At 63.3% G+C, this 26,482-nt stretch carries 25 protein-coding genes and 1 other RNA gene; 12 read left to right on the top strand and 14 right to left on the bottom strand.

What is annotated here, in order from left to right:
- Positions 1–27 precede the first annotated feature (27 nt).
- The 7 genes from BLU15_RS27145 to BLU15_RS27115 all read right to left on the bottom strand — a co-directional run bounded on the left by BLU15_RS27145 (position 28) and on the right by BLU15_RS27115 (position 8,900).
- A complete protein-coding gene (locus BLU15_RS27145) occupies positions 28–774 on the bottom strand; it encodes a YebC/PmpR family DNA-binding transcriptional regulator (RefSeq protein WP_043625539.1) in 747 nt (248 codons plus the stop codon).
- Between the two features lie 85 nt (positions 775–859).
- Entirely contained in the window at positions 860–1,342 is a 483-nt protein-coding gene (locus BLU15_RS27140; RefSeq protein WP_090299744.1) for a YML083C domain-containing protein, read from the bottom strand.
- Positions 1,343–1,360: 18 nt separating this feature from the next.
- Positions 1,361–2,197, bottom strand: coding sequence for an MBL fold metallo-hydrolase (locus tag BLU15_RS27135; RefSeq protein ID WP_090299742.1), 837 nt, complete (start codon positions 2,195–2,197; stop codon positions 1,361–1,363).
- Positions 2,198–2,480: 283 nt separating this feature from the next.
- The gene (locus tag BLU15_RS27130; protein ID WP_090299740.1) at positions 2,481–5,657 is read right to left on the bottom strand and encodes an efflux RND transporter permease subunit; all 3,177 of its coding nucleotides are present in this window, start codon (positions 5,655–5,657) and stop codon (positions 2,481–2,483) included.
- Positions 5,654–6,808: an efflux RND transporter periplasmic adaptor subunit gene (locus BLU15_RS27125; RefSeq protein ID WP_090299738.1), complete on the bottom strand. Its 1,155-nt coding sequence runs from the start codon at positions 6,806–6,808 to the stop codon at positions 5,654–5,656. The genes BLU15_RS27130 and BLU15_RS27125 overlap by 4 nt, the downstream gene beginning before the upstream one ends.
- A 482-nt stretch (positions 6,809–7,290) precedes the next feature.
- Positions 7,291–8,115, bottom strand: a complete 825-nt coding sequence (locus BLU15_RS27120) for a TIGR00282 family metallophosphoesterase (RefSeq protein WP_034806196.1) — start codon at positions 8,113–8,115, stop codon at positions 7,291–7,293.
- A 212-nt stretch (positions 8,116–8,327) separates the two neighbouring features.
- Positions 8,328–8,900, bottom strand: coding sequence for a 5-formyltetrahydrofolate cyclo-ligase (locus BLU15_RS27115; RefSeq protein WP_034806194.1), 573 nt, complete (start codon positions 8,898–8,900; stop codon positions 8,328–8,330).
- Positions 8,901–9,250: 350 nt separating this feature from the next.
- On the opposite strand from BLU15_RS27115, the gene BLU15_RS27110 reads away from it, so the two are divergent.
- Positions 9,251–9,460, top strand: coding sequence for a helix-turn-helix domain-containing protein (locus BLU15_RS27110; protein WP_034806648.1), 210 nt, complete (start codon positions 9,251–9,253; stop codon positions 9,458–9,460).
- A gap of 19 nt (positions 9,461–9,479) precedes the next feature.
- On the opposite strand, the gene BLU15_RS27105 is transcribed toward BLU15_RS27110, so the two are convergent.
- Positions 9,480–9,704: a hypothetical protein gene (locus tag BLU15_RS27105; RefSeq protein ID WP_034806191.1), complete on the bottom strand. Its 225-nt coding sequence runs from the start codon at positions 9,702–9,704 to the stop codon at positions 9,480–9,482.
- 100 nt (positions 9,705–9,804) lie between these two features.
- On the opposite strand from BLU15_RS27105, the gene BLU15_RS27100 reads away from it, so the two are divergent.
- The gene (locus BLU15_RS27100; protein WP_234798711.1) at positions 9,805–10,686 is read left to right on the top strand and encodes a LysR family transcriptional regulator; all 882 of its coding nucleotides are present in this window, start codon (positions 9,805–9,807) and stop codon (positions 10,684–10,686) included.
- 23 nt (positions 10,687–10,709) lie between these two features.
- On the opposite strand, the gene ssrS is transcribed toward BLU15_RS27100, so the two are convergent.
- The 3 genes from ssrS to BLU15_RS27085 form a co-directional block, all read right to left on the bottom strand.
- A non-coding RNA gene (gene ssrS / locus BLU15_RS27095) (6S RNA) lies at positions 10,710–10,867 on the bottom strand.
- A 56-nt stretch (positions 10,868–10,923) separates the two neighbouring features.
- Positions 10,924–11,301 (bottom strand): cell division protein ZapA, encoded by a 378-nt coding sequence (locus tag BLU15_RS27090; RefSeq protein WP_034806187.1) that lies wholly within the window; start codon positions 11,299–11,301, stop codon positions 10,924–10,926.
- An 11-nt stretch (positions 11,302–11,312) separates the two neighbouring features.
- Positions 11,313–11,582, bottom strand: coding sequence for a DUF4164 domain-containing protein (locus BLU15_RS27085; RefSeq protein ID WP_034806184.1), 270 nt, complete (start codon positions 11,580–11,582; stop codon positions 11,313–11,315).
- A 350-nt stretch (positions 11,583–11,932) separates the two neighbouring features.
- Here BLU15_RS27085 and tkt point away from each other — a divergent pair, with 350 nt between their 5' ends.
- From tkt to BLU15_RS27055, 6 genes are all read left to right on the top strand, one after another.
- Entirely contained in the window at positions 11,933–13,915 is a 1,983-nt protein-coding gene (gene tkt, locus BLU15_RS27080; protein ID WP_090299737.1) for a transketolase, read from the top strand.
- A gap of 73 nt (positions 13,916–13,988) precedes the next feature.
- Positions 13,989–14,999: a type I glyceraldehyde-3-phosphate dehydrogenase gene (gene gap, locus BLU15_RS27075; RefSeq protein ID WP_034806178.1), complete on the top strand. Its 1,011-nt coding sequence runs from the start codon at positions 13,989–13,991 to the stop codon at positions 14,997–14,999.
- A gap of 5 nt (positions 15,000–15,004) precedes the next feature.
- Positions 15,005–15,595, top strand: coding sequence for a putative glycolipid-binding domain-containing protein (locus tag BLU15_RS27070; protein WP_060605923.1), 591 nt, complete (start codon positions 15,005–15,007; stop codon positions 15,593–15,595).
- Complete coding sequence (pgk, locus tag BLU15_RS27065) at positions 15,595–16,791, top strand: phosphoglycerate kinase (protein WP_034806155.1); 1,197 nt, start codon at positions 15,595–15,597, stop codon at positions 16,789–16,791. Before BLU15_RS27070 ends, pgk begins: the two co-directional genes overlap by 1 nt.
- A 246-nt stretch (positions 16,792–17,037) precedes the next feature.
- Positions 17,038–18,063: a class I fructose-bisphosphate aldolase gene (locus BLU15_RS27060; protein ID WP_034806152.1), complete on the top strand. Its 1,026-nt coding sequence runs from the start codon at positions 17,038–17,040 to the stop codon at positions 18,061–18,063.
- A gap of 213 nt (positions 18,064–18,276) precedes the next feature.
- A complete protein-coding gene (locus BLU15_RS27055; protein ID WP_090299735.1) occupies positions 18,277–19,212 on the top strand; it encodes a PhzF family phenazine biosynthesis protein in 936 nt (311 codons plus the stop codon).
- A 15-nt stretch (positions 19,213–19,227) separates the two neighbouring features.
- Here the strand turns inward: BLU15_RS27055 and BLU15_RS27050 are convergent, their stop codons facing one another.
- The gene (locus tag BLU15_RS27050) at positions 19,228–19,779 is read right to left on the bottom strand and encodes a TetR/AcrR family transcriptional regulator (RefSeq protein ID WP_060605929.1); all 552 of its coding nucleotides are present in this window, start codon (positions 19,777–19,779) and stop codon (positions 19,228–19,230) included.
- 106 nt (positions 19,780–19,885) lie between these two features.
- On the opposite strand from BLU15_RS27050, the gene BLU15_RS27045 reads away from it, so the two are divergent.
- Entirely contained in the window at positions 19,886–21,400 is a 1,515-nt protein-coding gene (locus tag BLU15_RS27045; RefSeq protein WP_090299733.1) for an MFS transporter, read from the top strand.
- Between the two features lie 42 nt (positions 21,401–21,442).
- Here the strand turns inward: BLU15_RS27045 and BLU15_RS27040 are convergent, their stop codons facing one another.
- Positions 21,443–23,323, bottom strand: coding sequence for a TPR end-of-group domain-containing protein (locus BLU15_RS27040; protein WP_034806145.1), 1,881 nt, complete (start codon positions 23,321–23,323; stop codon positions 21,443–21,445).
- A gap of 168 nt (positions 23,324–23,491) precedes the next feature.
- Positions 23,492–23,647: a hypothetical protein gene (locus BLU15_RS39640; RefSeq protein WP_090299729.1), complete on the bottom strand. Its 156-nt coding sequence runs from the start codon at positions 23,645–23,647 to the stop codon at positions 23,492–23,494.
- Between the two features lie 293 nt (positions 23,648–23,940).
- Here BLU15_RS39640 and BLU15_RS27030 point away from each other — a divergent pair, with 293 nt between their 5' ends.
- The 3 genes from BLU15_RS27030 to BLU15_RS27020 all read left to right on the top strand — a co-directional run bounded on the left by BLU15_RS27030 (position 23,941) and on the right by BLU15_RS27020 (position 26,290).
- Positions 23,941–25,242, top strand: coding sequence for an MFS transporter (locus tag BLU15_RS27030; protein WP_090299727.1), 1,302 nt, complete (start codon positions 23,941–23,943; stop codon positions 25,240–25,242).
- A complete protein-coding gene (locus BLU15_RS27025) occupies positions 25,229–25,417 on the top strand; it encodes a DUF1192 domain-containing protein (protein ID WP_034806142.1) in 189 nt (62 codons plus the stop codon). The genes BLU15_RS27030 and BLU15_RS27025 overlap by 14 nt, the downstream gene beginning before the upstream one ends.
- A 354-nt stretch (positions 25,418–25,771) precedes the next feature.
- The gene (locus tag BLU15_RS27020) at positions 25,772–26,290 is read left to right on the top strand and encodes a protease adaptor protein RcdA (protein ID WP_034806141.1); all 519 of its coding nucleotides are present in this window, start codon (positions 25,772–25,774) and stop codon (positions 26,288–26,290) included.
- Positions 26,291–26,482 lie beyond the last annotated feature (192 nt).

Genomic DNA, 26,482 nt, shown 5'->3' with positions numbered 1-26,482 from the left:
AAATTCTGCGAGCGACGGTCGTCCCAATCAGGCCGACAGCTTCGCCAGGATCTCGTCCGAGACTTCGAAGTTCGAATAGACGTTCTGGACGTCGTCGTCGTCTTCAAGGATGTCGATGAGCTTCATCAGCGACTGCGCCTTTTCTTCATCGACCGGAACGGTGTTCTGTGCCTTCCAGATCGCCTTGACCGTTTCGGCTTCGCCGAGCGTGTCTTCGAGCGCCTTGGACACTTCGCCGATCGCTTCGAAACCGCAGATGATCGTGTGGCCGTCCTCGTCGGTGGTGACGTCGTCGGCACCCGCTTCGATCGCCGCATCCATCACCTTGTCGGCGTCACCGACGGAGAGCTTGTAGGTGATCTCGCCGACGCGATCGAAGGAGAAGGAAACCGAGCCGGTTTCGCCGAGCGCGCCGCCGGCCTTGGTGAAGGTCGAGCGCACGTTCGAGGCGGTGCGGTTGCGGTTGTCGGTCAAGGCTTCGACGATGACGGCAACGCCGCCCGGGCCATAACCCTCGTAGCGGACTTCTTCGTAGTTCTCCGCGTCGCCGCCAGAGGCCTTCTTGATCGCCCGTTCGATGTTGTCCTTCGGCATCGACTGCGCCTTGGCGTTCTGGATCGCCAGGCGCAGGCGCGCGTTCATCGCGGGATCGGGCATGCCCGACTTGGCGGCAACCGTGATTTCGCGCGCGAGCTTGGAAAACATTTTCGAGCGCACCGCATCCTGACGGCCCTTGCGGTGCATGATGTTCTTGAACTGTGAATGGCCAGCCATGGCACCCTCTGCATGCATTAATTTGAATGGAATGGGGCGCCTTATAGTTTTATTGCCGCTTTCCGTCCAGCCGGGGGGCGGTTTTTCAGTTGGCCGAGACCTGCGCGCGGCTCAAGAGGAAGCTGTGTCCGTCGTCACGGCGGCAGGAAAGGCCAGTGCGTTCCGACACGCAGGAGAACGGCCCTCGCGACCAGCTTTGCCCATAGTCGAGCACAGTCCCAGTCGAACAGCAGCTGGGATCGCCGACGGCGTGATTGAGCGTGGCGGCTCCCGCCCGGCCAAGGGTCGCCCTGACATAACGCGGCGCGACGATATCGCAGGCCAGCTCCGGACCGCCATCGGCGGGCTGATAGACGGACGTGCCGCCAGCCGGCGTGTAGATACAGCCGATATTGCCCGAGGGCATCGCGAAGATCTCCGGCTCACCCGCCGGTCGGACCGTGGTCTCCGGCTGGCTTTGCGGCTGTTGCCCCTCGGGAGACGGCATGCGCGGCGGCGGCGCGCCACCGGCCTCGGCAAGAGTCGAGAAGGAGAGAAAGAACGATACGCCAACCACGAGCAACTTCATCGGGCGATCCCAGGATGTTCAAACGCCCTTGAGGATATAAATCAGTGGTTTGCTTGGCAAGGAACGCAGGGATACTTTGATACTGGCGCTGTCGGCGTAACGCTTGTCGTAGTCGTCGCCGAACATGTCCAGAAAGGCGTCGATCGGCGGGCCACGGCGGTGCATCGGCAGGATCAGCGAGGCGCGCAGCCGGCTGACCACCCGGCTCATGCTCTCGGCACCCATGGTCAGGCCGCCATCGACAGGCACCATGAGCACGTCCAGCCGGCCAATCTGGCTGTAGTGGCTGTCGTCGAGTTCATGGTGCAGATGGCCCAGATGGCCGATGCAGAGATCCGCCACCTCGAAGATGAAGATCGAGTTCCCGTCGTGCTCCATGGCGCCGCCGCCGGCGCGGATGTCGGTCGTCACGTTGCGGATGTGGGCGTCGCCGACCACGAGATCGTGGCGCGCCGGTTGGCCGCTATCGCTCCAGCCATGCAGCACGGTCTTGATCGCCGGATCCGGCGTCAGCGTGTAGTGGCTCGAATGCGCCTTGTTCATGGTCGCGACCATCGGCGGCATCGACGGTGCATACCAGCCGCTATAGTCGGTTGCGATCGAGACGCCGCCGGGCGTCTCGATCAGGAAGGTGGAATGGCCGAGATAGCTGATCGTCACCTCGCCGGCCGTCGTCTGCCCCTTGGTGGCAGCCGCGGGCGTGAAACTGGCAAAGGTCGCCTGGGGGAGCGTTTCGGCGATCGCCTGGCATTGGCTGACAGGGCGCGGCTGTTGCTGCGCATGGGCGACCGATGGCCAGAACGCGTGGATGAACCATATGGCGGCGAATGTGTAGACAAAGTACCGGAGCATCAGCCTTCACCTCTCTCACTTGCCGCCTGACCTCGGGCCTTGGGGGCACGCGGCAGGCAGGTATTGAACAGCGAATGGAAGCCTTTGCCTTCGCTCGACCGAACGGTGGCGTCACGGGGCGCGGAAAGAATTGTTCAAGGGCCCGGCCACGTCCAGTTACAAAGGGCAGGCGGTGCTCACGTTTACGTCACCGACCCTGAGGCCGATAAGGTAACGATAGCCTCGTCAAAGCCGAATGCCCCGGCATTGCTGCCGGGGCATTCGTCAGATTATCGTCGGGCCTGCCCTATTCGGCCGGGTGCGGCGCCGGTTCGCTCACCGCCGCCTTGCGTCGCCGGAACGACCGGAGCGCGACGTAGAACACCGGCGTCAGGAACAGGCCGAGGAATGTTACCCCGAGCATGCCCGAAAACACCGCCGTGCCGAGCGACTGGCGCATTTCGGCACCCGGGCCGGTCGCGATCATCAGCGGCACCACGCCGAGGATGAAGGCAAAGGCGGTCATCAGGATCGGGCGCAGGCGCAGCTGGCTCGCTTCCACCGCCGCCTCGATCGGCGTCTTGCCCTCGTCTTCGCCCTGCCGAGCGAACTCGACGATCAGGATCGCGTTCTTGGCTGCAAGACCGATCAGAACGATGAGCCCGATCTGGGTCAGCACGTTGTTGTCGAGCCCGCGGATGAACACGCCGACCAATGCGGCCAGCACGCCGAGCGGCACGATCAGGATGATCGCCAGCGGCAGAACCCAGCTTTCGTACTGGGCCGACAGCGCCAGGAACACGAAGACGACCGACAGTGCGAAGATGAACACCGCGGTGTTGCCTGTCTGGCGCTCCTGGTAGGCGAGTTCCGTCCACTCGAAGGTCGTGCCCTGCGGCAGGATCTGGGCGGCGAGCGCCTCCATCTTGTCGAGAGCCGTACCGGTCGAGACACCGACCGCAGGGTTACCCTGGATCGGCACCGAGACGTACATGTTGTAGCGCTGCACCAGCGTCGGACCGGCCGTATCCTGGATCTCGACAAGCGTACCCATCGGCACCAGCGCACCGGTTGCCGAGCGCACCTTCAGCGCCAGGATGTTGTCGCGCTCGACGCGGTACTGCTGGTCGGCCTGCGCCCGCACCTGGTAGACGCGGCCAAAGGCGTTGAAGTCGTTGACGTAGGACGTACCGAGGTTGATCGACAGCGCCTCGAAGATGTTGGGGATCGGCACGTTGAGTGTGCGCGCCTTGTCGCGGTCGATCGCCAGGAAGTATTGCGGACTGGAGGCCGAGAAGGTGGTGAAGACCCCGGTCAACCCTTCCGTCTGGTTGGCAGCGCCCATCATCTGGTAGGCAAGCCCGAGCGCGCGGCGCATGTCGGAGCTCTGCCGGTCCATGATCTGCATCTTGAAGCCGCCGGAGTTACCGATGCCGCGCACCGAGGGCGGCGGCACGGCGATGATGAAGGCTTCCTGGATGCTCTGCAGGCTGCCATAGAGCTGGCCGATGATCTGGTTGGCCCCCTGCCCGTTCTTCAGCCGCTCTTCGAAGCTTTCGAAGGAGGCGAAGACCACGCCCGAATTGGACGCGTTGGTAAAGGTCGCACCGTTGAAGCCGGCAAAGGCGACAGCACTTTTCACGCCCGGCACGTCCTGGATGATCTTCGAGGCCCGCTTGACGACGGCGTCCGTCCGGTCGAGCGAGGCGCCGTCCGGCAGCTGGATGACGACGATCGCATAGCCCTGGTCCATGGTCGGCACGAAGCCGCGCGGCACGATCTGCGCCATGTACCAGGTGGCCCCCAGCAGCCCGACGAAGACGAGAAGGGCCGCGGCCAGCGCCACCTTCGTCGAGACGAGCTTGCGCACGACCCATGCATAGCCCGACGCCATCCGGTCGAAACCGTTGTTGAAGCCGTTCGCCAAGGCCTTGCCGAAGCGCGTCAGCGGATTGCGGCTTTCATGATGGCCGTTCTCGTGCGGCTTCAACAGGATAGCCGCCAGCGCCGGTGACAGTGTCAGCGAGTTGAAGGCGGAAATCACCGTTGCGACCGAGATCGTCACGGCGAACTGCAGGTAGAACTGGCCGGCGATACCGGGGATGAAGGCCGTCGGCACGAACACCGCGGTCAACACCAGCGAGATCGCGATGACGGCCGCCCCCACCTCGTCCATGGTCACATGCGACGCCTCGCGCGGGGTCATCCCTCGCGCGAGATTTCGCTCGACATTCTCGACCACCACGATCGCATCGTCGACGACGATACCGATCGCCAGCACCAGGCCGAACAGCGTCAGCATGTTCAGTGAGAAACCGAAGGCATAGAGGAAGGCGAAGGTGCCGACGAGTGACACGGGGATTGCGACGATCGGGATGATCGCCGTGCGCCACGATTGCAGGAAGACGAGAACGACGATGGCAACGAGAATGGCCGCCTCGGCGATCGTCTTGTAGACCTCGTTGATCGATTCCGAGATGAACTCTGTCGGGTTGTAGACGATGCGGTATTCGAGCCCGTCAGGGAAGTCCTTGGAAACGTCGGTCATCACCTTCTGGATCTGCTCGGCGGCGTCGAGCGCATTGGTGCCCGGCCGCGAGAAGATGCCGAGCGCCACCGCCGGGCTGCCGTCGAGATAGCTGTTGTTGACGTATTCGCGAGCACCGAGCTCGACACGCGCGACGTCCTGCAGCTGCACGAGGCGACCGCTTTCCGTCGCCTTGACGATGACATAGCGGAACTGCCGCGCGTCGCTGAAGCGGCCGTCCGTCGTGACCGTGTACTGGAACGCGCTGTCGCCCGGCGCCGGCGGACCACCGATCGAACCGCCGGAGACCTGCACGTTCTGCTCGCGCAAAGCCTGCACCACGTCACCGGCCGTCATGCCATAGGCCGACAGCTTCTCCGGATCGAGCCAGACACGCAGCGCATATTCGCGCTCGCCGAACAGGATGACGTCGCCGACGCCATCGAGCCGGACAAGCAGGTCGCGGATACGAGTGCGAGCATAGTTCGAGACGTAGAGTTGGTCATAGCGTTCGGTCGGCGACAGGAGATGCACGACCATCATCAGGTCGGGCGAACTCTTGGCCGTGGTGATGCCGATACGCCGGACTTCTTCCGGCAGCCGGGGCTCCGCGATCGACACGCGGTTCTGTACCAGCACTTGTGCCTGGTCGAGGTCGATGCCGAGCTTGAAGGTGATCGTCAGCGCCATCGAGCCGTCGGCGGTCGAATAGGAGGACATATAGAGCATGTTCTCGACGCCGTTGATTTCCTGTTCGAGCGGCGTCGCGACGGTGTTGGCAACGGTATCGGCGTCAGCACCCGGATAGGCGGCGCGAACGACGATGGTCGGCGGGGCGATTTCCGGGTACTGCGCCACGGGAAGCTGAAAATAGGCGATACTGCCGACGATCAGCAGCACGATCGACAGCACCGACGCGAAGATCGGCCGGTCGACGAAGAAGTGAGCAAACCTCATTGCGCCGCCCCCGCTGCTTGCGCTTCAGGAGGAAGCTGGACCGTCTCAGGCTTCACCTTGGTGCCGGGCCGCGCCCGCATCAGACCGTTGACGACAATGGTCTCGTCGCCGGTCATGCCGGAGCGGATGACACGGTAGCCATGGAGCTTCGGGCCGAGACGCACGGGCTTGGTCACCACGGTTCCGTCGGCAGTCACCTCGTAGACGATGCGCTCGTTCTGGTCGGCGCCGATCGCTTCGTCCGGAATGAGGACGGCCTTGTAGGTGTTCGAGCCTTCGATCTGCACACGGCCGAAGAGACCGGGCTGCAGCACGAGGCTTGGGTTATCGAGACGGGCGCGGACGCGCATCGTACCGCTCTGCGGATCGACGCGGTTTTCGGCGAAGTCGAGCTTGCCCTTGAACGGCTCCTCTTGCGAGTCGGCGATGGTGACCAGCACTTCGAGCGAGCCGCCGCCTTCCTGCAGCGCACTGCCGCGCTCGCGTGCGACCCGTGCATAGGAAAGCAGCCGCCGTTCGTCGACATCGAAGTAGAAATCGATCGGGTCGAGCGACACGATCGTCGTCAGCACCGTCTGGTCAGCCTGGACGAGATTGCCCGTCGACAGCAGGCGCCGGTCGACGCGGCCGCTGAGCGGCGCGGTGATGGTGGTGTAGTCAAGGTCGAGCTTGGCACGCTCGACCGCCGCTTCCGCGCCGCGCACCAGCGCCTGCGCCGACAGGAGTTCGCGGCGATGATCGTCGAGCGTCGAGACCGAAAGCGTGCCGGTGCCCGTCAGCGATTGCGTCCGCTTGAACTGGGCCTCGGCGAATTCCAGCGACGAGCGCGCCGATTCCAGCGTCGATTCGGCCTGGGAGAGAGCCGTACGATAGGGCCGCTGGTCGATGACGAAGAGCTTGTCGCCCTTCTTCACCAGGGCGCCATCGGTGAAATTGACCTCGTCGAGATAGCCGCCGATGCGGGCGCGAACCTGCACCTCGTCGACGGGCTCGAAACGGCCGATGAACTCGTCGCTGTCGATGACGTCCCGCACGACCGGCTTGGCGACGGTCACCACGGGCAGTTGCGCGTCCTGCGCCTGGGCACCGATTGCGGATAGAAGGGAAAGAGAAGCGCCGACGAACATCGGCAAATGCCACTGAGACAACATGCATGCCCTCCGAATGCACTTGGATCACGAGGGGCAGCCAATCGACCAGACCACCGCGATCGCTTTGAATATTTCAGAGCGGGGCCTGTGCGCAAAACAGCCGCATTACCCGTCCCGCTCCGCACAAATCCTCGGATCGGCAGCGATCCGAGAGGCAAAGTCACACAAGCAATCAAATGATACAGCGGCCTTGCGCCCTTCGGCCCGCGAACGCTGTCAGGTCAAATTCGCTGGGCAGCGAGCAATTGCCCGTGGCGCAGCGACAACAGCACATGCCCGCAATCCAGGACTGCGCACACCATTCATTCTGCAAAAACCCACGAATACATCACGCCCCGGCCCGGCATGATTTCGCGATAACCTGCCATCATTTGATGGGGTTGTCACCTTGAAAAAAATCAATTCCAATAAGGCGATACGGGACAACCAAAGGTGCCCGCGCGCAGCTTCGCGCTGCGTTCAGAATGCCGCCTGACTTGGCCTTAAGACCAGAAATCCGGGATCGTTTCCGCCAGTCTCGGCCCAAGTCGCAGCGGCGCGATCTTCTCGGCGAGCCCGGTGCGATCGGAGATCTCGACCCCGAGACCGCAGATGGTGGCCGGACCCGAGGCCGCCTCGAAGCGCCCCTTCGGCATCTTCGAGATGAAGCGGTTGAGCGGCTCCTCCTTGTCCATGCCGAGCGAGGAATCGTAGTCGCCGCACATGCCGGCATCGCTCATATAGGCGGTGCCGCCGTTGAGGATCTGGTGGTCGGCGGTCGGCACGTGCGTATGCGTTCCGACGACGAGGCTGGCGCGACCGTCGACGAAATGGCCGAAGCACTGCTTCTCGCTGGTCGCCTCCGCATGGAAGTCGAACACGATCGCATCCGCCTGCTCGCCGAGCGGGCAGGCATCGAGGATGGCCTCGGCCGACTTGAAGGGGTCGTCGAGTTCGGGATGCATGAAGACGCGGCCCATGACGTTGGCGACCAGCACGCGCGCGCCATTGCGGGCAAAGAACAGGTTGGATCCGCGGCCGGGCGTGCCGGCCGGATAGTTGGCCGGGCGCAGGAACTGGTCGTGCCGCTCGCAGAAGACCACCGCTTCCTTCTGGTCCCAGACGTGGTTGCCGGTGGTCACCACGTCGGCGCCGGCGTTGATCGTCTCGAGGAAGATGTCTTCGGTGATCCCGAAGCCGCCCGCGGCGTTCTCGCCGTTGACGATGACGAAATCGAGCTTAAGGTCGCCGATCAGTCCCGGAAGCCGCTCCCAGACCGCCGTGCGGCCCGTCTTGCCCACCATATCTCCCAGAAACAGAAGCCTCATGCTCGCTCAAATCCCACCAGGGCAGTTCCGGCGGAAGCGCGTCAGCGGTTGTGGCGGCCGGACCTGCGTAAAACAAAGAGGTAGAGCGTCTACACGATCCTGGGCCGACAGGAAACGCCCAAGATCGATTCCGCGTGGGATCGCGAACCAATCTTCCGCCTCGGCCCGCGCGATTTCAACGCGCCGGGCCGTCGCTCGGCTTCGTCAATGACCTAGAAATGCCGGAATCCGCTCTCGGTGAGAACGGCATCCAGCGCCACATCGTGCGGTTCGGCCGGCACGGCAGCCACCTCCTGGCAGTCGAACGCGATGCCGATCAGTTTCGGCAGATGCCCCTTGTTGCGCAACCGGTCGATGGCCCGGTCGTAATAACCGGCACCGTAGCCGATCCGGTGACCGGTCGCGTCAAAGGCAGAAAGCGGCACGAGCATGATATCCGGGTCGAGCACCGGAGCATCCGGGCCAGGCCCCGTCGTGCCGAAGCCGGTTGAGATGATGTCGACGCCATCGAGCAGTTCGCGAAAGACGATCGTCTTCTTGTCCATGATCACAGGCAGGCAGAGCCGGGCGCCGCGACTCTTCAGCCGCGCCATCAGCGGCCGGATATCGACCTCGGAGCGGATGGGCCAGAAGCCGGAAACGATGTGGCCCGGATCGAGCGCAATGACGTCGCCGGCATGGTCGGCCATGGTCAGGCTCGCCTCGATCCGTATCTCCGCGGGCATCGCATCGCGCAATGCCAGCCGCTCGTTGCGCAGCGCCGCCTTCAGGTCTTTCGGTGACATCGTGCCCTCTCCTGCCTCATGCCATCGTCGCGGACGAATTCTCCTCCCGAAATGGCACAACCCGTCACTTTCTCGCCGATTCCCGGCTCAATCACCAGCCTATATACCCGATGTCGCCCGTGCACATTCACCCGCATCGCCGCTTTTGCCGCGGTTTGCGACAGCACTGCCAGCGCCTTCCCGGTTCGGCACAGCATTAGCGTTCCGTTCATCATGGACGACGGTTCCGCTTTCGCGCATTGGCGAGCGCATGCAAATAAAGACGCGATTTCAAATAATTAGCAGGAACTAATGCCCGTGTTCGATGTATGGACGCGCTCCTGCAGGCAGCAGTGGAAAAGCCGACGTCCATGAAGGACCAGATGAAAGAACTCGAACCGTTGGAACTGCGTTGCCTGACGCTTGCAGCCCGCGGCCGCACGCGCCAGGACATGATGCGCGAAACCGACATTCCGCTCGACCGGATCGACCGCGCGCTGGAAGACGCCATGCGCAAGCTGCAGGCCGGCAATCTGGCCGAAGCCGTCTTTCGTGCCGCAAGGCTCGATCTCATCTCGTAAGGATTGGCGCGGGGACGGGCTAGAGCATCCAGTGCGACCGATAGACCGCCTGCCCCAAGATCCGCTCCCGCTGCCGAAGGTCGGGGTCGCCTGCCGAGATCCCGACGTCACGCAGCAGCAACGGCTTGTCTGCCGGCACCTCGACGGGCGCCTCGACAAACAGCAAATCGACAGTCCATTGCCTTGCCCTGCGTCGGGCGGTAACGAACGTTTCAGAAAAGGCGAGAACGGCAAGCACGCTCATGGCAAGGACTCGGGCGCAAGATGATCTGACGGGACGATCTTCGTCCTCGCATTGACATCTGACAAACGAATTGCAAGCATGACTGTCATCAGAAAATCTGATGGTTGAAGCCATGCCCCTTCCCCTCGATAGCGATCTGCTCAGAACCTTTCTTGCGGTTGTCGATACCAGCAGCGTCACGCGCGCCGCAGACATCGTCGGGCGCACCCAGTCGGCGGTCAGCATGCAGATCAGGAAGCTCGAGGATGTGCTCGGCGACGCCCTGTTCGAGCGCCATTCGCGCGGTGTGGTGCTGACGCCGCAGGGACTGCGGCTCGTCGACAATGCCAGGCGCATCGTTACCCTGCTCGACGACACGGCCGCCGCGCTCCGCCAACCCGCGCTCGACGGCGCGGTCCGGATCGGATTGCCGGAGGAATACATCAACTCGACCTTGCCGAAGGCGCTTGGCAGTTTCGCCGCCATCCACCCGGGCGTCGAAGTGACCGTGCAGCAGGGCGCGTCGATGACCAATGTCGCAGCGCTGGAAGCGGGCGAGATCGACCTTGCCGTCGTCTTCGAGCCCGGCGGAAAGACGAGAAACGAAGTGCTGATGATGGATCCGACCGTCTGGGTGACGTCGGAGCAGCACCGGACCGACGAGCGCCGCCCGGTACCGATCGCGACCTATACCTATCTCGAAGGCGGTTGGTGCGACGACCTCGCTCAGCGCAACTTGAGGAAATGCCGCATCGACAACCGCGTCGCCTATGTCAGCCGCACCAGCGGCGGCCTGATGGCGGCGGTGGTATCCGGCCTCGCCATCGCGCCGCTTGCCCGCAGCAGCATTCCGGCCGGCTGCCGCGAACTGACCGCCGATGACGGCTACACCGTGATCGATCACTCGAATGTCGTGCTGCGGATTTCAAAGGCCGGAAACGGCAAGGACCGGATCGTCGAGGCCATGGCCGACGCCATCCGCCGGGCCTTTGCCGGGGAGTGAATGAGCAACGGAAAGAGGGAGAAGTGCGATCCACACAACCGATGGATATTTTACGATCCCGGGTGCCTACAAAGTAGGTGGGCGCCATGTGTCCGAACCCACGGGTCCGGACAGGGACAGCTCCCTTAGGATCGAGTATGGCCCCGGGGATTGTGGTTCCTGTCGGGGAGCGCAGACCGCATTCGATATATAAAGTGTCTCGGTGCTTCGCGCCAGTGGCTCGCCGACGAAACCTTGTCAGCTCGACGGCGTCGTGGGGCGGCCGTTCAGCTTGGCGGCGATACCGTGGATCTGCTGGGTCACTTCGCTGAGTGCCGAGGCCAGCGCCTCCTCGTTCTTCAGCTGATCCGAAAGCGCGGCGTCGCGCCCGTTGGTCAGGTTGCCGACCTCGGCTTCGAGGTTCTTCAGCCGGCGATTGACCTCGCTGAGCTCGTCCATGACCATGATGCCGGCCATGACGGTCAGGCGCAGATCGCCGATCTCGCCAAACTGGGTCTTGAGGTGTCCGACATACTGATCGAAATTGGTGGCAAGCTCGATCAGATGATCTTCCTGCCCTTCCTCGCAGGCCATGCGATAGGCCTTGCCATCGATCGAAACTGTCACCTGCGCCATGTCGCTTGTTCCTAGCGGTCGAGCACCGCCCGAATGGTTTCCATCGCCGTCACGAGGCGACGGGAAACCTCACGGTTGACCTCCTCGAGCCGGTTTGCCCGGAACTGCGACTGATCGAGTTCCTGCGCCAGCCGCGACCGGTCGGTGTTGACGCGTCGCACCTCGCCCTCGAACTCGCTGAAGTCCCGCTCCCTGTCAAACCGACCGTCGATCGCATTCTCCAGGGATTGCACTGCGTTTCGCAGTTCGTCGATCGCCGCTTTGACAGTCTTTGCCGGCATGTGTTCCGAATACCTCGCCCATGAGGCCGAATCGCCCGAATCCCGTCCGCCGCTTCGGCTCGATCTTTTTTAAACCTATTACGTAAGTCTCAACAATGCCAAGTACAGCAAACAACAGCGGAAGCTGTGGATGGATTGCGTAGCCGGCTTTCTTCAACGGCAGTGCAGCAGGCTTATTGCATTGCGGAACAAGCACTCGGGCAGGGACCGAAGCAAGCTGCCGTCAAATGGCCGCGGAAGCCCCGTATTTATTGACTCGCACGGCGCACCTGCTATGTGTCAGCCGCTTCTTGCGCGGTCTTTGGAGGATAGAGACCGTTCCCTGACCACCGAACGCAAACGGAACAGTCATGATCTCTCGCGAAAAACACGACCGGATGGCAAATGCGATCCGTTTCCTCTCCATGGATGCCGTCGAGAAGGCAAATTCCGGCCACCCTGGCCTGCCCATGGGTGCAGCCGACATAGCGACAGTCCTCTTCACGCGCTATCTGAGCTTTGACCCCAAGAACCCCTCCTGGCCGAACCGCGACCGCTTCGTGCTGTCGGCCGGCCACGGCTCGATGCTGCTCTACTCGCTGCTCTATTTGACGGGCTACGAAGACATCTCCATCGACGAGATCAAGAACTTCCGCCAGCTCGGCGCCCGCACCGCCGGCCACCCGGAATACGGCCACGCCGCCGGCATCGAGACGACCACCGGTCCGCTCGGCCAGGGCATTGCCAATGCCGTCGGCATGGCGATCGCCGAGCGCAAGCTGCGCGACGAATTCGGCTCCGACCTGATGGAGCACTACACCTACGTGCTCGCCGGTGACGGCTGCCTCATGGAAGGCATCAGCCAGGAAGCGATTTCGCTCGCCGGCCACCTGAAGCTCAACAAGCTGGTCGTCTTCTGGGACGACAACAACATCTCGATCGACGGCCCGATCTCGATCGCCGACTCGACCGACCAGCACGCCCGCTTCCGCGCCTCCAACTGGAACACCATTGCCGTCGACGGCCATGATCCGGAAGCGATCGCCGCCGCGATCGACCAGGCGCAGAAGTCCGACAAGCCGACGATGATCGCCTGCAAGACGACGATCGGTTTCGGCGCACCGAACAAGGCCGGCACCCACAAGGTTCACGGCTCGCCGCTCGGCGCCGAGGAAATCGCCGCCACCCGCAAGGCACTCGGCTGGGAAGCCGAAGCTTTCGTCGTTCCCTCGGACGTTCTCGACGCCTGGCGTCTGGCCGGCCTGCGCTCGACCAAGGCGCGCAAGGAGTGGGAAGACCGTCTTGAAAAGAGCGAGGCCGAGAAGAAGGCCCAGTTCGTTCGCCGCTTCTCCGGCGAGCTCGAAGGCCGTCTGTCCTCCGCCATCGACGACTACAAGAAGAAGCTCGCCGAAACCAAGCCGTCACCGGCAACCCGCAAGGCTTCCGAAGACGCGCTCGAAGTCATCAACGGCGTTCTGGCCGAAACCATCGGCGGCTCGGCCGACCTGACCGGCTCGAACAACACCAAGACGAGCCAGACCAAGTCGATCACCCCTGACGACTTCTCCGGCCGCTACATCCATTGGGGCGTTCGCGAGCACGGCATGGCCGCTGCCATGAACGGCATGGCGCTGCATGGCGGCGTCATCCCCTATTCCGGCGGCTTCCTGATCTTCTCGGACTATTGCCGTCCGTCGATCCGCCTTGCCGCTCTGATGGGCATCCGCGTCATCCACGTGCTGACGCACGATTCCATCGGCCTTGGCGAAGACGGCCCGACGCACCAGCCGGTCGAGCATATGGCAGCCCTGCGCGCCATCCCGAACCTCCTGATGTTCCGCCCGGCCGACGCCACGGAAACGGCCGAGTGCTGGCAGCTGGCGCTCGAAAGCCACAACCGTCCGTCCGGCATCGCGCTGACGCGCCAGAACCTGATGACCGTTCGCACCGAGTATGAGGAAGAAAACCTCTGCGCCCGCGGCGCCTATGACCTGATCTCGGCCGCCGACGCCAAGGTCACGATCTTCGCCACCGGCTCGGAAGTCGAAATCGCCGTCAAGGCCTGCCAGACGCTGACCGCCAAGGGCATCTCGACCCGTGTCGTCTCCGTTCCCTGCTTCGAGCTTTTCGCCGAGCAGAGCGAAGACTACCAGCAGGCGATCATCGGCAACTCGCCGGTCAAGATCGCCGTCGAAGCCGGCATCCGTCAGGGCTGGGATCACTTCATCGGCAGCGATGGCACCTTCATCGGCATGTCGAGCTTCGGCGCTTCCGGCCCCTACAAGGAGCTTTACAAGCACTTCGGCATCACGCCCGAGGCGGTGGTCGCCGCCGCGGAAACGAAGCTCGCCTGATCAATCTGCGGGGCGCGCCGAAAGGTGCGCCCCGCTTTTTTTCGTACCACGTCAGTCAGACAGGGAGAGACCCATGACAGTGAAAGTCGCCATCAACGGTTTTGGCCGCATCGGCCGCAACGTGCTCCGCGCGATCGTCGAATCCGGCCGCACCGACATCGAAGTCGTTGCGATCAACGACCTTGGCCCCGTTGAGACCAACGCTCACCTGCTGCGCTATGACTCGATCCACGGTCGTTTCCCGGCCGAGGTCAAGGTCGAAGGCGACACGATCACCATCAACGGCGGCAAGCCGATCAAGGTGACCGCGATCAAGGATCCGGCAACGCTGCCGCACAAGGAACTCGGTATCGACATCGCGATGGAGTGCACCGGCATCTTCACCGCCCGCGACAAGGCTGCAGCCCACCTGACTGCCGGCGCCAAGCGCGTCATCGTCTCGGCTCCGGCCGACGGCGCCGACCTGACGGTCGTCTACGGCGTCAACCACGACCAGCTGACCAAGGACCACCTGGTCATCTCCAACGCATCCTGCACGACGAACTGCCTGGTTCCGGTCGTCAAGGTCCTGAACGATACCATCGGCATCAGCCACGGCTTCATGACCACGATCCACTCCTACACCAACGACCAGCCGTCGCTCGACCAGATGCACAAGGATCTGTACCGTGCCCGCGCTGCCGCTCTGTCGATGATCCCGACCTCGACCGGTGCCGCCAAGGCCGTTGGCCTGGTTCTGCCGGAACTGAAGGGCAAGCTCGACGGCACGTCGATCCGCGTCCCGACCCCGAACGTCTCCGTCGTCGACTTCAAGTTCGTCGCCAAGCGCAACACCTCGGTCGAGGAAATCACCAACGCCATCAAGGCCGCCTCCAATGGCGCGCTCAAGGGCGTTCTCGGCTACACGGAAGAGCCGCTCGTTTCGCGCGACTTCAACCATGACAGCCACTCCTCGATCTTCGCGATCGACCAGACCAAGGTCGTCGAAGGCAACTTCGTGCGTATCCTCACCTGGTACGACAACGAGTGGGGCTTCTCGAACCGCATGGCCGACACGGCGGTCGCGTTCGCCAAGCTCATCTAAGACAGATGTTTCGCGCCCTCTCCTCAACGACGGTCCGCTGGCGTCCGCTGGAAGGGGAAGGGCTCGAACACCTGACGCTGACAAAAATCGACACCACCGACGGCGCGGTCATCCGCGCCGTCGGCGTTCTGATCGGCAGCCGCGGCGGCACGCCCTATGGCGCGCGCTACCGGATCGACTGCGACGACAGCTGGCACGTTCGCAAATTGATGGTCGACACCACCGATGGCCGCAGCCTGCATCTCCGCTCGGACGTTCCGGGCGAATGGGCGACGGCACGCGGCACGCCCCTCCCCGAATTCGACGGCTGTATCGATATCGACCTCGCGGGAACGCCCTTCACCAACACGCTGCCGATCCGCCGCCTCGGCCTTGTGAGCCAGTCCGGCACCGCCAGACTGAAGATGCTCTATGTGCCGTTCGACACGTTTCAGCCTGTTGTGGACGGCCAGCACTACACCTGCCTCGATGATTTCAGGCTCTATCGCTACGAGGCCGAGGACCGCAGTTTTGCCGCGGAACTGCCCGTAGACGAGGACGGCCTCGTCATCGACTACCCCACCCTTTTCCAAAGACTATCACCGGAGACTATCTGATGACTTTCAAGACCCTCGACGATCTGACCGACATCGCCGGCAAGCGCGTTCTGGTGCGCGTCGATCTCAACGTGCCGGTCAAGGACGGCGTGGTCACCGACGCGACCCGCATCGAGCGCGTCGCGCCGACCATCCGCGAATTGTCCGAGAAGGGCGCCAAGGTCATCCTGCTCGCCCATTTCGGCCGTCCGAAGGGTGAGCCGGTCGCCGACATGTCGCTGAAGACGATCGCTCCGGCCGTCGAAGACGTGCTCGACCAGCGCGTTCATTTCGGCGCCGACTGCATCGGCGACAAGGCCAAGAACGCGATCGCCGAAATGAGCGACGGCGACGTGCTGCTCTTGGAAAACACCCGCTTCCACAAGGGCGAGGAAAAGAACGAGGCCGAATTCGTCAAGGCGCTCGCCGCCAATGGCGACATCTACGTCAACGACGCCTTCTCGGCAGCGCACCGCGCCCATGCTTCGACGGAAGGCCTTGCCCATCACCTGCCGGCCTATGCTGGCCGCACCATGCAGGCCGAACTCGAAGCGCTCGAAAAGGGTCTCGGCCAGCCGAAGCGCCCGGTCGTCGCCATCGTCGGCGGCGCCAAGGTCTCGACCAAGATCGACCTGTTGCAGAACCTCGTGACCAAGGTCGATGCGCTCGTTATCGGCGGCGGCATGGCCAACACCTTCATCGCTGCCAAGGGCATCAATGTCGGCAAGTCGCTGTGCGAGCATGACCTCGCCGACACCGCCAAGGCGATCATCGCCGCTGCCGACAAAGCCGGCTGCGCCATCGTGCTGCCGGAAGACGGCGTGATCGCCCGTGAGTTCAAGGCCGGCGCCGACAACGAAGTCGTCGACATCAACGCCATTCCCGCCGATGCCATGGTTCTCGACGTCGGCCCGAAGTCGATCGCGGCCGTCAATGACTGGATCTCCAAGGCCGAAACGCTGGTCTGGAACGGTCCGCTCGGCGCCTTCGAAATCGCGCCTTTCGACAAGGCCACCGTTGCCGTTGCCAAGCATGCGGCTGCCCGCACCCGTCAGGGCTCGCTGGTCTCGGTTGCCGGCGGTGGTGATACCGTCGCGGCGCTGAACCATGCCGAAGTCGCCGACGATTTCAGCTACGTCTCGACCGCCGGCGGCGCATTCCTGGAGTGGATGGAAGGCAAGCCGCTTCCGGGCGTCGACATCCTGAAGCAGAAGTAAGTCATACAACCGGCGCGTGGGAAGCACTCTCACGCGCCGGCCATCAAGAAAAAACATCATTTATTCAAACGATTAAAAAATTTTAAATCGTTTCAGTCGATTTTCCCGCCATTTTCCTGGACAATTTCACCTGTTACTCGCGCTCCTGTTGGGAGCGTGGCGGTTGCCCCGTGCACCGTCGGCCCTGCAACTGTTTCAGTGTTCGCCTGATCCTGATGATCGGCGCTGTCTAGGGAGAGAAAAAGCATGACGGAAAAACTGGAAGACATCGCCGTCGCCATGGTCGCCAATGGCCGCGGACTGCTTGCCGCTGACGAGTCCACGGCAACGATCAAGAAGCGCTTCGATACGATCGGTCTCGAATCCACCGAAACCTCCAGGCGCGATTACCGCGAGATGCTGCTGCGCGCCGAAAAGGCGATGCGCAAATACATCTCCGGCGTCATCCTCTACGAAGAAACCCTGTTCCAGCATGCGGTCGACGGCACCCAGCTCGTCGACATCATCCGGGCGGCCGGCTCGATCCCCGGCATCAAGGTCGATGCGGGCGCCAAGCCGATGACGAACTTCCCGGCCGAGACAATCACCGAAGGCCTCGACGGCCTTGCCCAGCGGCTGGCGAGATATCACGAGGCCGGCGCACGCTTTGCCAAGTGGCGCGGCGTGATCTCCATCTCCGATACGCTGCCCACCGCCGGTGCGGTTCGCGCCAATGCCCATGCGCTCGCCCGCTACGCCGCCCTGTGCCAGGACGCCGGCATCGTCCCGATCGTCGAGCCGGAAGTGCTGATGGACGGCGCGCCGGGCGATCACTCGATCGATCGCTCCGAACAGGTGACCGAGTGGACGCTGCGGACAACCTTCGAAGAATTGGCGGCCATGCGCGTCAAGCTCGAAGGCATGATCCTGAAACCGAGCATGGTGATCGACGGCAAGAAGGCCCGCAATGCCTCCGTCGCCGAAGTGGCCGAGCGCACCATCCGGGTGCTGAAGCGCACGGTGCCTTCGGCGGTACCGGGCATCGCCTTCCTCTCGGGCGGCCAGTCGACCGAGGAAGCGACCGCCCACCTCTCGGCAATGAATGCCAGCCACGACCTGCCCTGGAAGCTCACCTTCTCCTATGGCCGCGCGCTGCAGCAGGAGGCGCTCAATGCTTGGCACGGCAAGGCCGACAACATCGGCGCCGGCCAGCGCGCCTTCTCGCATCGCGCCGAGATGTGCAGCCTTGCCGCCAAGGGTACGTGGAAGAAGGAACTCGAGAAGGCTGCCTAAGCCAGGTCTACCGGATGAGAAGGGGCCGTCCGCCGGCCCCTTTTTTTTTGCCAAAGGGTTGGCGCGCCTGCGAGGTGACGGCTTCGTCGTCGTCGGGGAACTTGTCACCCGGACAAGTTCGCGTCTTTGTGCGGTGTGTCGGCTGCCTTAAGCCTTGGCTTCAGAGCCGACACGATGAGCGCCAACGGCGCCCAACCAGCGAAAGCCAGGACCATGACCTCTGACACCGCGCCGAAATCCGTTGCCTATGTCACCGTCGACGTCTTCACCGACGAGCGCTTCGCCGGCAACCAGTTGGCTGTCATGTCCGACGCTCGCGGCTTGAGCGATCGTCAGATGCAGGCGATCGCGACCGAGTTCGGCTATTCGGAAGCGACCTTCGTGCTGCCGCCCCGCGACCCGGCCAACACCGCCGAGGTCCGGATCTTCACGCCGACGACCGAAATTCCCTTTGCCGGTCATCCCAATGTCGGCACGGCCTTCGTGCTCGGCGGGCAAAAGGAAATCTTCGGCCGCGCGCCCGGTGAAATCCTGCGGTTCGAGGAAAAGGCCGGCCTTGTCGAGGCCACATTGCTGCGGGAAGGCGGTGTAGTGGTGGGCGCCACCATCGTCGTACCGCGCAGCCTGACCGTCGGCCCCGAAATCGACGCCGACACCATCGCCGCCTGCGCGTCGCTCGCGCCTGAAGCCGTCAGCAGACGCGTGCATGCGCCGACCCGGCTTTCCGTCGGGCTGCCCTTCGCCGTCGCCGAAATCAAGGATGTCGCGACGCTGTCGTCCGCCCAACCCAATGTCACCGCCTTCCAGGCGGCCAACGCGCGCTACAAACCCGAGGAAGACAGTTTCAGCCTGTTCCTCTACGCTCGCTCGGCAGAGGCGCCATGGCAGATCCGGGCGCGCATGTTCGCGCCGCTCGACAATGTCAACGAGGACCCGGCAACCGGCAGCGCCTCGGCAGCACTTTCCGCCCATCTCGTCTCGCTCGTCCCGGAGCAGGATATCGATGTCGAGATCATCATCGAGCAGGGTGTGGAGATGGGGCGCCGCAGCCTCATCGGCGCGCATGTCCGAAAGCAGGGTGGTGTCGTTCGCAAGGTCAGCCTTTCCGGCCAGTGCGTCAGCGCCATGCGCGGGCTGATCGAGCTCTAGCGGTTTTTTAACGCCTCAGGCGCGGTCGCGCTCGGGCAGAAGCTTCAAGATATCGGCAAACATATCCTGCCATTCGGCGTCTTCCATCTCGAGGAAACCGAAGCCGCGCAGCAGGAAGACGCCTTCCGTTGCCAGAAACACCATCCGCGCCCTGCGCCCCTCCTCCGTCGAGAGGTCGAGACCATCGAGGCGGGTGCGGTACCAGGCGCGATTCTTCGCCATGTGCTCTTCCCGCTGCAGCAGTGCGGCCATCATGCCGGAAGTGCGGGCATTGTCAGCCGTGTTCATCCGGGCGGTCACCGCCGCATGGGCGCGCATTGCCTTGATCGGATCAGGGTCGTCGCCGCCTTCCGCCGTTACCGCGGCATCGAACTCGTCGAACCAACGCTGCATCATCGCGTCGATCAGGCCGTCCTTGTTGCCGAAGCAATATTGCACGCCGCCCTTGGTGATGCCGGAAGCCTTGGCGACGGCATCGATCGTCAGGCCGGCCGCGCCGACGGAATTCACCACCGCCTCCGCCGCGTCCAGAACCTTGTCCCGATCGATTGTTCGTCGCCGTCCCATCTTGACTTCCTATTTCAAATCCATACGTACGTATTCAAATAACCAACGACCCTGATTTAAACAAGGCCCAGCGCCCATTTCCCAGTGGCGGCCACCGAGGTGTACCATGCTTCCGCAAAATCGCTGGCTCATTCTGGCCATAGTATCGAGCGCGCTCTTTCTGATCGTCGTCGACATGACGGTGCTCTATACCGCCCTGCCCCGCCTGACCCATGATCTCGGCGCCACCGCGTCGGAGAAGCTCTGGATCGTCAACGCCTATGCTCTCGTCGTCGCTGGTCTTCTACCCGGCCTCGGCACGCTCGGCGACCGGCTCGGCCAAAAGAAGCCCTTCATCGTCGGCCTTGCCGTCTTCGGCATCGCCTCGCTGATCGCCGCCTATGCGCCGACACCGGCGATCCTGATCGGTGGTCGCGTCCTGCTCGCCGTCGGCGCTGCCCTCATGATGCCGGCGACGCTGTCGATCATCCGGCTCACTTTCACCGACGAACGCGAACGCGCGCTGGCGATCGGCGTTTGGGCAGCGATCGCTTCGGGCGGTGCCGCGATCGGCCCGGTGCTCGGCGGTTTCCTGCTCGAATACTTCTGGTGGGGCTCGGTCTTCCTCATCAACGTGCCGGTCGTCGCGATGGCCCTCGTGCTCGGCCTCGTCGTGCTGCCGAACAACGCTGGCAATCCGAAACACCCCTGGGACGCGATCGGTTCGCTGCAGATCATGGTCGGCCTCATCGGCCTTGCCTATGCCGTCAAGGAAACGAGCAAGCGCGAGCCGTCGTTGGAAGCGGGTCTCGCTGCCGCCGTGATCGGCGCGATCGCGCTCTTTCTCTTCGTGCGCCGCCAGCGCCGCAGCCCGCATCCGCTGATCGACTTCAGCCTCTTCCGCAATGCGGTGTTTTCCTCCGGCGTTGCCGCAGCGCTCGTGGCATCCGCCTCGATCGTCGGCATCGAACTGGTGCTGAGCCAGCAGCTGCAGCTGGTCGAGGGCTTTTCGCCGCTCGAGGCCGGTGTCTTCATTCTGCCGATCCCGCTTGCGGCTTTCGTCGCCGGCCCGCTGACCGGCACCCTGCTGCCGCGCCTGGGCGCCGAAGTGGTGCTGCGCTCGGGCCTCATCCTGGCGGCTCTCGGTCTTGGCGGCTATCTGCTCGTCCATGAAACCGGCGCGCTCGCCCAGATCGTCACCCTCGTCGTCCTCGGCCTCGGCATCGGTGCGTCCATGACCGCCGCCTCCAGCGCCATCATGTTCAACGCCCCGCCGGAACGGGCCGGCATGGCAGCATCGATCGAGGAGGTCTCGTTCGAGCTTGGCGGCGCGATCGGCATTGCCGTGCTCGGCACCATCATGTCGGTCGTCTACACCGCCTTCCTCGTCCTGCCGGAGGGGGCTGCAATCCCGCCGATGGCGCGCGACAGCCTCGATGAAGCCCTGCTCCTCGCCGAGAAGCTGCCGGCGGAAGTGGCGAGCGAACTGGTGAGCCGTGCCCGCCTCGCCTTCGAAGGAGCGTTTACCGCGGTCGTGATGGTGGCAACAGCAATGCTGTTCGTGACCGGGGCGGCCATTTGGTGGCTGACGGCTGGGCGCGTCAGCGCCCCTCAGGGATCCCGCCAGGCGGGCCACCACTAACAGCAAGCTTCGAGCCGCCGGATGGAAACGACTGTCCGGCGGTCAGCGCAATCCCGCTTCGCATTTCGCGATCGCCTCGACCATCGCCTGGAAGCGAACATGGTGGCGCACCGCGTCGAGGTCGGAATCCTGCTTGAACCAGAGCAACTGGTAGCAGGAGCTCTGCGGCAGCAAGGTTTCGAGAAGATCGAGGGCCGCGTCGATATCGCCAAGGATGCAAAAGACGCAGGCCGTGTTGTAGCGGGCGACCACGTCATCGGGATCGATTGCCAGCGCCCGCGCTGCCCATTCGCGCGCACGGTCGGCCTCGCCCATATGGGCAAGCGCCAGCGCGCCGCGGTGGGCCGGGCCCGAGTTTTCCGGGTTGAGCTCCAGCGCCCGCTCTGCCCGGGCGATGCCGATGCGCGCCCACTGCTTGCGTTCAGTATCCCGGCCGAGCGTGCGATAGGCGCTCATCAGGTGGATCGGTGACAGGTAGTCGTCCGGCCGGATATCGGCGGCACGCTTGAAGAACTGAATCGCCATTTCGAACGCGCCCTGCATGAACAGGAAGCGGCCATAATGGAAATTCGCCTCGTAGAGCCCGGCATCCAGCGCAAGCGCCTGCTCGAAGGCAGCAACGGCTTCGTCGCATTGGCCGTCCTGATGCAGCACGAGACCGCGAGACGCATGGGCCTCCGCGAGGTCTGGGTCGAGCGCCAGCGCCTTGTCGGTCATGGACAGGATGCCTTGCAGCGGAAATTCATCCTCGTGCCAATCGCGAAGCGCCGACTCGCAGTCGGCAATGCCGGCATAAGCGCGGGCAAAATCCGGATCGAGCTCCACCGCCTTCATGAACATGCGCCGCGCGAGCAGGAGATAGGAGCGCGTCCAGGCGTGGGAAAACTGCCGGCCACGCAGATAGTAGGTATAGGCCTCGACGCTTGTCGTCGGGTCGCTTTCGATCGCCCGCCTCTCCGCCGGCAGCAGCTTGATCTTCAACTGGTCGACGATCGCATGGGTGATTTCGTCCTGGATCGCGAAGATATCAGTCAGGTCCCGGTCGTAGCGGTCGGCCCAGAGATGCGTGCCGGTCAGCGCATCGATCAACTGGCCGGTGATGCGCACCCGCGCGCCCGCCTTGCGCACGCTGCCCTCGAGGATGTAGCGGACGCCCAATTCCTGGGCCACCTGCTTCACCTTCACCGACCGCCCCTTGTAGGTGAACACGGTGTTGCGGGCGACGACGTGCAGCTTCGAGATCTTCGAGAGGTCGGTGATGATGTCTTCGGTGATGCCGTCGGAGAAGTATTCCTGCTCCGGATCGTGGCTCATATTGGTGAAGGGAAGCACGCCGACCGAGAGCCCGTAGCCATCGTCGAGCACCACCGGGCACGATCCGTTCGGTGCCGACGCGACCTTCGTCGGGGCGCCGAGCGCCACCGAATAGACGTGAACGCCGGCGGCGATGTTCTTCAGCGTGTGTTCGCCCTTGTCGACGAAGCCGACATCCAGGCGCGACCCGACATGATCGCGCACGGAAGCCGAGACGGCGATGCCCGACGGCTCTGCGAGGCCTTCGAGACGCGCCGCGACATTGACGCCGTCCCCGAAGATGTCGCCATCCTCGACGATGATGTCGCCGAGGTGCACGCCGATCCTGAGCTCGATGCGCTTCAGCGGCGACACGCTTTCGTTGCGCAGCAGCATGCCGCGCTGGATATCGACGGCGCAGGCGACCGCGTGCACGACGCTTGCGAACTCGACCAGGATGCCGTCGCCGGTGAGCTTGACGATGCGTCCCTTGTGACGGGTGATCTTCGGATCGACGAGTTCGCTCTTGTGCCGTTTCATGGCGGCCAGCGTGCCGGTTTCGTCAGCGCCGATCAGGCGACTGTACCCCACGACATCGGCAGCGAGAATGGCAGCAAGCCGGCGTTCCAAGAAACCCTCGAAGTCATCTCCCGAATGAGGTTCGCACTTTAGCGCTTTCTTTCCCATCTGTCCTGCGCCCTTTTCTGGTTGAAACGACAGGTTTCGCAACCAAGGTAGCGGCGAGCCGGAGGCGATGGAGTTCCAAAGGTAACGGGGAGTTGCGGCGGGGCGGCCGGGTCAGGGACGGATCAACACCGTCACCATCATCATCACGATGGCGAAGACCGCGATCTTCCAGAAATCGCGACGGCGGCGCAGCCCCGGAATGCCGATCGGCCAGAGGAGCTGAATGGCCATGATCAGAAGCAGAAAAAGGGCGATCGCCTTCTGCATGTTGCCCTCGTCTACCGGGAGGCCGCCTCGACCGGTGAAGCGTTCGCAACACCGGCACTCTTCGTCGCACGCAGCACCGCCTCCCCCGAGGACTAGCGATACGTTGCGCTTGGCAAAAAGGGCTAGTGTTTCCGCGGGCGATTTGCAATGACCGGCCGCCGCATGTTGCGTCATTCGTCTCCCATCGAAGGACAAAACCTGCGGCACTGCCAGACGCTGCAATCAGAAACCGGCTGGCAATTCACCAGGCACCGCCCTAACTTGCTGACGGCAGAACGAATTTCGGATGAATGATGAGAAAGAACCTGCTCCCGGTCGCCGCCCTCCTGCTCGGCACGCTGTTTCTCTTTCTGGGCAATGGTCTGCAGGGGCTTCTTCTTCCCGTGCGCGGCACCGCTGAAGGTTATCCCACCACCATCCTCGGGCTGATCGGCACATCCTGGGCTGCTGGCTTCGTTCTCGGCTGCTTCTTTGCGCCCACGGTCGTCAAGCGCATCGGCCACGTGCGCGCCTTCAGCGTCTTTGCCTCGCTCATCGCCATCGTCGCGCTACTGACCGGCATCCTGATCGATCCGACCTGGTGGCTGATCCTCAGGGCGCTGACAGGCTTCTCCACCGCCGGCACCTCGATGATCATCGAAAGCTGGCTGAACGAGCGCGCCACCAACGAGAGCCGCGGCGTCATCTTCTCGCTCTATATTGCCATCACGCTCTTCGGCGTCGTCGGCGGCCAGATGATGATCCCCTTCGGCGATACCTCCACCACCATCTTATTCATGATCTGCGGCATCCTCTACTGCGTCGCCATGCTGCCGACGCTTCTGTCCAAGGCTGCCTCGCCGCAACCGCTGAAGAAGGTGAGCCTCGACCTGCGCGGCCTTTACCGCAACTCGCCGGTTTCCTTCCTCGGCATCCTGCTCGTCGGTATTGCCAACGGCGCGTTCGGCACGCTCGGCGCCGTCTTTGGCCGCCAGGCGGGCCTTTCCGACAGCACCGTCGCCGCCATGATGAGCGTGGCGATCTTTGCCGGCGCCGTCATGCAGTTGCCGGCCGGGCGGCTATCCGACCGCATCGACCGGCGCTACGTCCTGGCAGCGCTTGCCGGGGTCGGCGCTCTCGCAGGCTTGCTGATCTTCCTGGTCGAGCCGACCCAGGTCTGGATCGTGCTGACGCTGATTGCGATCTACGGTGCGGCGGCCAACGCGCTCTATCCGATCGCCGTGTCGCACGCCAACGACTTCGCGACGGCCGAGGACTTCGTCAAGGTCTCCGGCGGCCTGCTGCTGCTCTACGGAATCGGCACCATCATCGGCCCGACGATCGGCGGCCCGGTCATGACGGCGGCGGGCCCCTACGGCCTGTTCATGATCACCGCCTGCGCCCATATCCTGATCACCGCCTACGCCATCATCCGCAGCCGGATGCGCGCACCGGTCCCGGTCTCCGACCGCGACGCCTTCTCGCCGGTCAACGCCGGCACGCCGACGACGCCGGAAAGCCTGCAGCTTTCGCCGCGCGCGGCGCCGTTTGACGAGACACGCAACGAGCCAGACAAAGGTCCGGAATGGGAGGATCAGTCCGATGAGCCTGTTTGACGATGATCGGCCGCAAAAGAAGGTGGCCCATGAAATTGGCAGCGATCTCGCGCTGCTGTCGGTTGACGAGTTGACGCAACGCATCACCCTTCTGACCGAGGAGATTGCACGGCTGGAGGCGGAGCGGACACGCAAGTCCGCCAGCCGCTCGGCCGCCGAGAACCTGTTTCGCTGATCCGGCGGCGTAAGGTCGCACCGCAGCAAAACGAAGCGCGTTTAACGCGGCATTAAGCATTATCTGCGATTGTCAGGGCATCCGGAGCTTTCCGGTTTCAGACAATTTCACCGACTGGCGAATGGGTCTGATTTTTCTCCCTGTTTTACCTTGAGAGCCGCTTTCCGCGGCTCTTTTTTTGTTTTGGCATAGGTTTATCCAAAGAACTGTGGAGATTAACCCTTTCTTAAGAATGCCCTTGCGCGAAATGCGCTATCGGATCATTCTTCAAGCATAGAGACGGGCAAGGATTTATTTCCCATAACCGTCCACTACCTGACTGTCGTGATGCGTTTGAACCAGGGAAAACAGGTCATGTCCGAGAGAGGATTGAATACGGTCAGTTTCGCAGGACACGCGGCGTCCTCGGCACAATTCAAGACCCTCTATTCGGAAGGCATGGGACTGGTCGAGGAAACGGCCACCTATCTCGACGGACCGGGCCGCGCCGCTTCCAAGGTCCTGCCGCGCATGGCATCGGTTCTCTATGCAGCCGAATCCATGCGGCTCACCACCCGCCTGATGCAGATGGCTTCCTGGCTGCTCCTGCAGCGCGCCGTCAACAACGGCGAGATGAGCCGCGATCAGGTGATGTCGGAAAAGAGCAAGGTTCGCCTCGACAGCTTCAACGTCGACAAGGCGGCTCCCGGCTGGGCCGAACTGCCGGAATCCTTCCGCGACCTGATCGAGCGCTCGCTGCGCCTGCAGAACCGCGTCGCCCTGCTCGACCGCGAGATCTATCGCCCTAACGAAGCGGCCGCGATCGTCCCGGACAACCAGAACGGCGTCAAGGCGCAGATCAAGCTGCTGCAGACGGCCTTCGGAACCAACTGACGCCGCGCAGAAAATAGACCTGAGAAATCAAACCCGCCGCAACAGCATTTGCCGGCGGGTTTTTCGTTGCGACCGGCAGCACATGGCGGCACTGGCGCGCCTTGGCCTCGACTGCGAAAACTCCTGGAGAAACCTCACCGAGGGCGCCTATCCGATCGACGCCACACAAGGGCATCTCGATCTCCTGACGGA

Source organism: Ensifer sp. YR511, from assembly GCF_900103045.1.
GTDB lineage: Bacteria > Pseudomonadota > Alphaproteobacteria > Rhizobiales > Rhizobiaceae > Ensifer > Ensifer adhaerens.
Note: the sequence above shows the minus strand (reverse complement) of the source record. Positions and strands in the feature narration are given on the sequence as shown.